Source organism: Mesorhizobium sp. M2C.T.Ca.TU.002.02.1.1 (assembly GCF_003997225.1).
On record NZ_RZTO01000788.1, the window covers coordinates 1 to 2,816 of the forward strand.

Sequence of the window (2,816 nt, forward strand, 5' to 3'; positions counted from 1 at the left end):
GCTCATGGAGAACCAGTACCGCGTCGGCCTGCTGCGCATGGAGCGCGCGATCAAGGAACGCATGTCCTCGATCGAGATCGACACGGTCATGCCGCAGGACCTGATCAACGCCAAGCCGGCGGCCGCCGCCGTGCGCGAGTTCTTCGGTTCCTCGCAGCTGTCGCAGTTCATGGACCAGACCAACCCGCTGTCGGAGATCACCCACAAGCGTCGCCTGTCGGCGCTTGGACCGGGCGGTCTGACCCGCGAGCGCGCCGGCTTCGAGGTGCGCGACGTGCACCCGACGCATTACGGCCGCATCTGCCCGATCGAGACGCCGGAAGGTCCGAATATCGGTCTGATCAACTCGCTGGCCACCTTCGCGCGCGTCAACAAGTACGGCTTTATCGAAAGCCCGTACCGCAAGATCGTGGGCGGCAAGCTGACCAACGAGGTCGTCTATTTGTCGGCGATGGAAGAGGCCAAGCACTATGTCGCGCAGGCCAACGCCGAGCTCGACAAGAATGGCAGCTTCGTCGACGAGTTCGTCATTTGCCGTAACGCCGGCGAAGTGATGATGGCGCCGCGCGAAAACGTCGACCTGATGGACGTCTCGCCGAAGCAGATGGTGTCGGTCGCGGCAGCGCTGATCCCGTTCCTCGAGAACGACGACGCCAACCGCGCGCTGATGGGCTCGAACATGCAGCGTCAGGCCGTGCCGCTGGTGCGCGCCGAGGCGCCGTTCGTCGGCACCGGCATGGAGCCGGTCGTCGCCCGTGACTCGGGCGCGGCCATCGGCGCCCGTCGTGGCGGCGTGGTCGACCAGGTCGACGCCACCCGCATCGTCATCCGCGCCACGGAAGATCTCGATCCCGGCAAGTCGGGCGTCGATATCTACCGGCTGATGAAGTTCCAGCGTTCGAACCAGAACACCTGCATCAACCAGCGTCCGCTGGTGCGCATGGGCGACCGCGTCAACAAGGGCGACATCATTGCCGACGGTCCGTCGACCGAGCTCGGCGATCTGGCGCTCGGCCGCAACGTGCTCGTCGCGTTCATGCCGTGGAACGGCTACAACTACGAGGACTCGATCCTGCTCTCCGAGCGCATCGTGGCCGACGACGTCTTCACCTCGATCCACATCGAGGAGTTCGAGGTCATGGCGCGCGACACCAAGCTCGGGCCGGAGGAAATCACGCGCGACATTCCGAACGTTTCGGAAGAGGCGCTGAAGAACCTCGACGAGGCCGGCATCGTCTATATCGGTGCCGAAGTGCAGCCGGGCGATATCCTGGTCGGCAAGATCACGCCGAAGGGCGAAAGCCCGATGACGCCGGAAGAGAAGCTTCTGCGCGCCATCTTCGGCGAAAAGGCCTCGGACGTCCGCGACACCTCCATGCGCATGCCTCCGGGCACCTTCGGCACGGTCGTCGAAGTGCGCGTCTTCAACCGCCACGGCGTGGAGAAGGACGAGCGCGCGATGGCGATCGAGCGCGAGGAGATCGAGCGTCTGGCCAAGGACCGCGACGACGAGCAGGCGATCCTCGACCGCAACGTCTATGCGCGTCTTTCCGACGTGCTGGTCGGCAAGGAAGCGATCGCCGGACCGAAAGGCTTCAAGAAGGGCTCGAAGCTGTCGAAGGACACGCTCGACGAGTATCCGCGTTCGCAGTGGTGGCAGTTCGCCGTCGAGAACGAGAAGCTCCAGGGCGAGCTCGAGGCTCTGCGCGGCCAGTATGACGAGTCCAAGAAGGCGCTCGAGCAGCGCTTCATGGACAAGGTCGAGAAGGTGCAGCGCGGCGACGAAATGCCTCCGGGCGTCATGAAGATGGTCAAGGTCTTCGTGGCGGTGAAGCGCAAGATGCAGCCGGGCGACAAGATGGCCGGCCGTCACGGCAACAAGGGTGTCGTGTCGCGCATCGTTCCGGTCGAGGATATGCCTTTCCTCGAGGACGGCACGCATGCCGATATCGTGCTCAACCCGCTGGGTGTGCCGAGCCGCATGAATGTCGGCCAGATCCTGGAAACGCATCTGGGCTGGGCTTGCGCAGGCATGGGCCGGAAGATCGGCGAGCTGATCGACGCGTATAAGGGTGGCGGCGACATCAAGCCGCTGCGCAAGACGCTGGAAAGCTTCATGCCCGCCAACGACCGCAACGAGCCGATCCGCGAGTATGACGACGAGAGCATCGTTCGCCTGAGCGAGCAGATGCGCCGCGGCGTCTCCATCGCGACCCCGGTGTTCGACGGCGCGCATGAGGCCGACATCAACACCATGCTGGAGCAGGCTGGCCTGCACACCAGCGGTCAGTCGCAGCTCTATGACGGCCGCACCGGCGAGCCGTTCGATCGCAAGGTGACGATGGGCTATATCTATATGCTCAAGCTGCATCACCTGGTGGACGACAAGATCCACGCGCGTTCGATCGGCCCGTACTCGCTCGTCACCCAGCAGCCGCTGGGCGGCAAGGCGCAGTTCGGTGGCCAGCGCTTCGGCGAAATGGAGGTCTGGGCGCTCGAAGCCTACGGCGCCGCCTACACGCTGCAGGAAATGCTGACGGTGAAGTCGGACGACGTCGCCGGCCGCACCAAGGTCTACGAGGCGATCGTGCGCGGCGACGACACGTTCGAGGCGGGCATTCCGGAGAGCTTCAACGTTCTCGTCAAGGAAATGCGCTCGCTGGGTCTCAATGTCGAGCTGGAGAACACGCAGGTCGAAGAGACCCCGACGCGTCTGCCCGACGCGGCCGAGTAAAGCCTATGGCGCGCCGCTCAAGGAAGCGGCGCGCCCCTCAAATTTTCGGTCGGGCAACCGGCCAGTCTGCGGACATTTCGTC

Annotated in this window: 1 protein-coding gene; it reads left to right on the forward strand. The window is 64.5% G+C overall.

Annotated features, from left to right (window positions below):
- On the forward strand, nucleotides 1–2,734 hold a 2,734-nt coding region (rpoB, locus tag EOD07_RS29430), incomplete at its 5' end, for a DNA-directed RNA polymerase subunit beta (protein WP_127237839.1).
- Nucleotides 2,735–2,816 lie beyond the last annotated feature (82 nt).